Source organism: Nibrella saemangeumensis (assembly GCF_039541915.1).
GTDB classification, from domain to species: Bacteria; Bacteroidota; Bacteroidia; order Cytophagales; family Spirosomataceae; genus Nibrella; species Nibrella saemangeumensis.
The window spans coordinates 21,521-28,300 of the sequence record NZ_BAABHD010000063.1 but is presented as its reverse complement, the minus strand read 5'-3'; the positions used below and the strand labels follow the sequence as shown (position 1 = coordinate 28,300).

Here is a 6,780-nt window from a genome sequence, read left to right as displayed (position 1 = left end):
GGCGCGATTGTATTCCGCTTCACGGAGTCGCGCTAAGCGGAATACAATCGCGCCGGCGACCCGGTCCGCTCTACTCAATCGTCACTTCATCGACCAGCAGCCAGGCGTCCTGGTTCGGCTTGGCAAAATCAGCTGGCGTTTTGCCGGGATTTTGGGCTGTAATGCGAACGTACCGGGCACTGACCGGCGTAAAGCGGGTTTCCAGCCGGACAACAGACTTTTGTCCACGCTGTTTGTAGTCGACGGGCAGCGTCTGTACGATTCGGAAATTCTGCCCATCATCGGAAACGGCTACTTCCACTGCCTTAGGCAGCAGCATATTGTCGAAGGTACTTTTACCGATGCCAACGGTTACCCGGCTGATCGGCGTGGGTTGATTTAAGTCAAATACCGCGTTGAAGTCCTGCGCCTTAAAACCGACCATCGTGTTAAAGTCGCGGGCGTAACCAACTTTGCCATCCGTCAGGGCGTTGTTGCCACCACCCGTATACCTCGTCGGCTGATTCGCCAGTTTGTATGACTTGCCCGTTACTTTCGATACCAGAAATTCTTTGCGGTACGGGTGGCCCTGCTGCGGGTACTGCTTTTCGGGAATCGCAATGGCGCGTAGTACTGTGGTTTTGTCCAGCATAAAGACTCCCTCGTACTTCTTCGAGGATGGACCAGGTTCGGAGCCATCGGTGGTGTAGCGGATCTCGGATACGGGTACTTTGGTATTCAGCGCCATTTCCAGTTGGCCATTGGGTAGCGGCTTGGTAGTCGCCGTTACTTCGTACAGGGCCGGGGCGTAGTTGACGCCGAGGTATTTGAGCCGGGCAAAATGCGTCTGAATACGTCGGCTGAAGTCAGTCCAGTTCTTCTGGTCTTTGGGTGTCCAGACTACCTCTGCCAGTGCGGCTGCGCGGGGCCACACCATGTACTCGACATACTCGGATGTCCGCATGTATTCCGTCCATACGTTGGCCTGAGCACCAAGGATATACTTCGCCTGTTGCGCGTTGAGTTCTGTGGGTGTCGGCTCATACGAGTAAGTTTCGTCCAGGGGCGTATATCCGCCGATGGCGATGGGCTCCTGCGCCGGATCGGCCTGGTAGTGGTCGAGGTACACAAAATTACCGGGTGTCATCACCACATCATGATTCTGTCTGGCTGCTTCAATACCACCTTTAATACCCCGCCATGACATTACGGTAGCGTTTGGCGACAAACCGCCTTCCAGAATCTCATCCCAACCAATCATTTTCCGGCCCTTCGACGTAATAAATTTGTCGAACCGGGTGATGAAATAACTCTGCAGTTCGTGCTCATCCTTAATCTTCAACTGCTGGATCAGGTTCTGGGCAAACGGACTTTTTCGCCAGGAACCTTTGGGGGCTTCGTCACCACCAATGTGAATGTACTGGCTGGGAAACAAGGCCATTACCTCCGTCAGAATATCTTCCAGAAAGGTGAAGGTCTTTTCATACGGGCAATAAATATCCTCGAAAATTCCCCACTTGGTAGCCGTTTCATATGGGCCGCCGGAGCAACCGTATTCTGGATACGCTTTCAGGGCCGCCAGGGAGTGGCCGGGCAATTCAATCTCCGGAATTACGTTTACATATTTCGACTGCGCATACCGCACTACCTCGCGTACTTCGTCCTGGGTGTAGAACCCGCCATAGGGCTTTTTATCGTACACCTGCGGATCGTAGTCGTAATACTGACCAGTCAGGGTTTCGTTTCGCATGGAGCCGATTTGGGTCAGCTTCGGGTATTTCTTGATCTCAATGCGCCAGCCCTGGTCTTCGGTCAGGTGCCAGTGAAACTGGTTCATCTTGTGCAGCGCAATCAGGTCGATGTATTTTTTGATGAAGGCAACAGGGAACATATGCCGGCCCACGTCCAGGTGCAAACCCCGGTACACGTAGCGGGGCTGGTCTTCGATGCGGCAGGCAGGCATGGACCAGGTAACGGTCTGGGTCACGCGCTGCGGACTGAACACCTCGGGAGGCAGTAGTTGGTACAGGGATTGGACGGCGTAAAAGAATCCCTTAGGTTTGTAGGCTTCGACCTGCACCAGGTTCGGTTGAATGTCGAGCCGGTAGCCTTCTTCGCCAAGCTGGGAGTTGGTCGACGGGACAAACGAGATCAGGTTGCCGGGTAAGGCCATTTTATTGGTATTGCGCAGGGTTACGCCCAGCCCGCCGGCGGTATTAAGCTGGCTGACGAAGTTCTCCGCGATAGCTTTCAGTTCGGCATTGGCAAACGGAGCCATTACCGTGGTGGTGCGACTCACCTCAAAGCTGCTTTGGCGGGGTTCCAGTTTGGCCGGGCGGGGAATAATGGGGTAACGGTCTTCCGGAGAGGCATTGGATGCCTTATTTTCCGTTTGACTGTACCCGCAGTTCAGTAAACTAACGCAGAGTAAAAGACAAGAAATGATTCGCTTCATAGGGGATAAGGTAGGCTAAATTGTCTTGTCAAAAGTACAGGATTTTTATAGACTATTAGAAAACGTACATGATACGCGCCACATTTTTCATATTTTTTATCTTTTTGTCCGGGCTTGTCTTCGCCCAGACACAAACCCACCATTATGCTATTGAAATAGCCGGTGTAAAGGTAGGGACCATGACCGCCACCCGGCAGCAGCAGGGCGATCAGGTCCTGTATACAACCCTGAGTGACGTAAAGGTTAACCTGCTGGTTTACAACCTGAAGATCTTCTATAAAACTGATTGCCGGTTCCAGAATGGGCAGTTGATGCTATCGACGGTAGAGGCCCGGACCAACCGGGGGGACTTCTTTTCAAAAACCGAATGGAAAGGGGATCATTACGACATTGTGGCCGACCAGTACAAGTACAACCGCCGGACGACCCAAAAAGAAAAAATTGACTTTTCCGTTACGACCTTGTACTTTAGCGAACCTGTTCACCGCAGCAAAGTATTTACCGAGTATTTCGGGGATTACTTTAACGTTACGAAAACTTCGCAGGGGAGATACCGGACCGTCTTCGACGACCGGGAGGACGAGTACATCTATCAGCAGGGGATCCTGACCCGGATCATCAAGAAAAATTCGTTGAAGAATTATGTAATACGGTTGCTGGATTGATGCCGGCGTAGTGACTACGTGGCTATAATCCTTTGCTGCAGCAATACTGTTGCTCCGGCATAAGCATCCGAAGCTTGCCGAATCCCTCGTCTGAGCGGGTTCGTGAATGCGTAACCATCCGTAGCTTGTAACTTATGAGAAAGCTGCTATTGATAGCGGCCACCACAATGATTTTGTGGGGGACTGGCGTAGCCACATCCATCGGGCATGCCCAGACACTGAATGTCGCTGCGTCAAGTATTCATTTCTGCGGGGAAATTTTACCCGCCCATCAGCCGGCCATTGCCCAGCGCTGGCTCAAAAGTTTAACCCGGCAGGCGGCCTACTCCGATGACCTCCGCGCCATGAAACGCCGGGCCGCCGTGGTGTTCCCCATCATTGAGCCAATTATTGAGAAATACAACATCCCTTCTGATTTTAAATACATTCCGCTGATTGAGAGCGAATTGATCGGTAATGCGGTATCGTCGCAGGGTGCGGCCGGTTTCTGGCAACTGATGCCGCAGACCGCCCGAACGCTGGGGCTGCGGGTGAACCGCAAACACGACGACCGGATGAATCTGCTGAAGGCCACTGAAGCGGCCTGCCGGTACATCCGGTCACTGCACCGGATACTTGGTAACTGGACGCTGGTAGCTGCCGCCTACAACAGCGGCCCTAATTTTGTACGCCAGCTGCGTCGCGAACACCCCGACCAACATCCTATTGAGTTGCCGTATAAAGCACAAACGCAGGCTTATCTCTACCAGGCCGTGGCCGTCAAAGAATTGTTCTCCCGTCCTCAGGTCTATAAAAAATACCTGAAGCCCCGTGCGTTGGCTGCTTTAAGTAAAGACACTGATCCCATTACCGAAGACGAGCGTCTGGCGATTCTTTCCACCATTGAAAAAGCCGCTGAAGAAGCTGATGCCCTGGACGATGAGGCAATGGATACCGGCGCGTTGTCGGAGGTAGATGCCGAAGCGGTTACCCTGCTGGCTTCTATCAGCGATGAGCCTTTCTTTTTGCTGGATGAGAAAAAGCCTATTCCGGCGTCGGTGCCGGTGGTGAATGTGCCGGTTGAGCAGGCACCGGCCGCCGGTACTATATCGACGGTACCGCGCCTGGAAACGCGCAGTCTGAGCGGCAATGCCCTCACAGAAGGGCAGCTGTTTATCTTTGAAGTTGTTCGTCCGCAATCGATCAACGGGGTACAGGTGGGAGTCGGCGATCTGCTGTACGCTCAGGTGCAGTATCTGGATGCCGCATCGGGCCGGGCGTTTCTCCGCACCCAGAAACTGGTGAAAGCCCAGAACCAGGAGACCATCAATCTGAAACTGTCGGCGGTCGAACAGGTGCAGCAGCCGGGCGTCCGGTTCCCCACGCGGGAGACGCTGGCTTCGGGCTGGCGGTTGTCGTGGGAGCAAATCTAAGGCAGCAGCCCCAACATTTCATCTTTTAAATGAACGCCCGACAACCGTCGGGTTTTCATTTCCCCCAGCAGGTAGAGCAGCTTCTGAACGGCGGCTTCGTTCGATAAACCCTCCGGCCGGATGTTGGAAATACAGTTGCGGGATTCGTCGGTTAGACCGGGTTTAGGTTGGTAAGTCAGGTATGCACCCAGGCTATCAGGAGAGGTCAGGCCGGGCCGTTCGCCTATCAGGATCACGACCATTTCGGCGTTGAGCCCATGCGCAATCTCATCGGCAATTGCCACGCGCCCCTGTTCAGCTACGCAAAGGGGGGCCATGCTCCAGTTCATTCGCTTACATTCTACAATCAATTTTGACACTACCGGTATGGCATGGCGGTTAATGGCCGTAGCCGATAAGCCATCGGCAATCACCACGCAAAGATCGGATGGGGCAGGGGCAAGGGCCGTTAGTGTCTCCCGGCTCCGGCTATCAAGCCGCCGGCCGAAGTCGGGTCGTTGCAGGTACTGCCGCCGGTCGGTCGCCTGGCTGTGCAGTGAGAGCACCTGTGGGTGAAGCTTTTCCAGTTGTTCGACTATCGCTGCCGTATCTAATTCGGAATAAACGGCATCACGGGCTCGGGCGTGATCGAGTTGAAAGTCCAGCAGTGCCTGCGTCGGCAAACTATGACCTGTCAGCCCCTGCGCGATACGAGCAGGGGTATAGGACTGAAGAAAGTTCCAGGCATCGGAGGAGACCGGCAGGTCGTTCATACAGGTAGCTCGCTTTTTCTGTCATCCCGACGCAGGAGGGATCTCAAATATTTACCACTAATATCCCTCCTGCGTCGGGATGATAAAAAATTATAAGTTAAACGCCGATTCCAACAGCCGGTGGCCGGCTTTTACGGGTTTCAATTGCAGTTGCTCATCCATAAGCTCCATCTGAAATAACCACTGCTCAAACTCGGGGGCGGGCCGTACGCCTAACTGCCGGCGCAGATAGAGGGCATCGTGAAACGAGGTGCTCTGGTAGTGCAGCATGATGTCGTCGGCACCGGGTACGCCCATGATGTAGGTAACGCCCGCCGTACCGAGTAGCGTCAGCAGCGAATCCATATCGTCCTGGTCGGCTTCGGCGTGGTTGGTGTAGCAGATATCGACGCCCATGGGCAGGCCCAGCAGTTTGCCGCAGCAGTGGTCCTCCAGTCCCGCCCGGATAATCTGCTTGCCGTCGTACAGGTATTCGGGACCGATAAAACCCACTACAGAATTGACGAGCAGCGGTTCAAACACCCGCGCTACGGCATAGGCCCTGGCCTCGCAGGTTTGTTGGTCTACACCATGATGCGCGTTAGCCGATAAGGCGCTGCCCTGGCCCGTTTCAAAGTACATGGCATTCTGCCCAACCGTACCCCGCTGGAGTGATTTAGCAGCTTCAAATCCCTCCCGTAGAAGAGCAAGATTAACCCCAAATGACGTGTTTACCGCTTCAGTACCGCCGATGGACTGGAATACCAGATCAACCGGAGCGCCCTGCTCAATGGCTTGAATGGTGGTGGTGATATGGCTCAAGACGCAGGATTGGGTAGGGATGGTGAACCGCTCCCGGATCTGGTCGATCATATCGAGCAGCCGCACCACGGTCTGCACATGGTCGGTAGCCGGGTTGATGCCGATGACCGCATCACCGTTACCATAGAGCAGCCCGTCTATAAGGCTGGCGGCAATACCCCGGTAGTCGTCGGTGGGGTGGTTGGGTTGCAGGCGGGTCGCGAGCCGCCCCCGCAAACCAATGGTGTTGCGGAAACGGGTAACTACCTCGCATTTGGCCGCTACGGTAATCAGGTCCTGCACCCGCATCAGCTTGGTTACGGCCGCGACCATTTCGGGCGTCAGACCGGCTTGTAACGTTTGCAGCGTCTGCGTCGTTGTATGCTCGCTGAGCAGGTAGTTGCGAAAGTTACCGACGGTCAGGTGGCTGATGGGGGCAAAGGCCGTCTGGTCATGGGTATCCAGAATGAGCCGGGTTACTTCGTCGTTTTCGTACGGGATAACAGCTTCGTTCAGGAAGGTACGCAGCGGCAGGTCAGCCAGCGCCATCTGAGCCGCCACTCGTTCTTCGGCCGTTTCGGCGGCTACCCCGGCCAGCGCATCGCCCGAGCGGAAGGGCGTGGCTTTGGCCAGTAACGTCTTCAGGTCATCGAAGCGGTAGGTTTTCTGCCGGATGGTGTGCTGGTAAGCCATAGCCTGATCTTTGCCCCAAAATAACGCTATCCCTCGTTAATACC

Annotated in this window: 5 protein-coding genes; 2 read left to right on the top strand and 3 right to left on the bottom strand. The window is 54.7% G+C overall.

Annotation, left to right across the window (positions count from 1 at the left end; translation table 11 throughout):
- Positions 1-70: 70 nt before the first annotated feature.
- Entirely contained in the window at positions 71-2,434 is a 2,364-nt protein-coding gene (locus ABD949_RS18700) for a beta-N-acetylhexosaminidase (protein WP_345245769.1), read from the bottom strand.
- Between the two features lie 68 nt (positions 2,435-2,502).
- Here ABD949_RS18700 and ABD949_RS18695 point away from each other — a divergent pair, with 68 nt between their 5' ends.
- Entirely contained in the window at positions 2,503-3,099 is a 597-nt protein-coding gene (locus tag ABD949_RS18695) for a DUF6134 family protein (RefSeq protein ID WP_345245767.1), read from the top strand.
- A gap of 134 nt (positions 3,100-3,233) precedes the next feature.
- Positions 3,234-4,511: a lytic transglycosylase domain-containing protein gene (locus tag ABD949_RS18690; RefSeq protein WP_345245765.1), complete on the top strand. Its 1,278-nt coding sequence runs from the start codon at positions 3,234-3,236 to the stop codon at positions 4,509-4,511.
- Here the strand turns inward: ABD949_RS18690 and eutC are convergent.
- Together eutC and ABD949_RS18680 are read right to left on the bottom strand one after the other, a co-directional pair.
- The gene (gene eutC / locus ABD949_RS18685; RefSeq protein ID WP_345245763.1) at positions 4,508-5,263 is read right to left on the bottom strand and encodes an ethanolamine ammonia-lyase subunit EutC; all 756 of its coding nucleotides are present in this window, start codon (positions 5,261-5,263) and stop codon (positions 4,508-4,510) included. The genes ABD949_RS18690 and eutC overlap by 4 nt on opposite strands.
- Positions 5,264-5,353: 90 nt before the next feature.
- Complete coding sequence (locus ABD949_RS18680) at positions 5,354-6,736, bottom strand: ethanolamine ammonia-lyase subunit EutB (RefSeq protein WP_345245761.1); 1,383 nt, start codon at positions 6,734-6,736, stop codon at positions 5,354-5,356.
- Between the last annotated feature and the right edge of the window lie 44 nt (positions 6,737-6,780).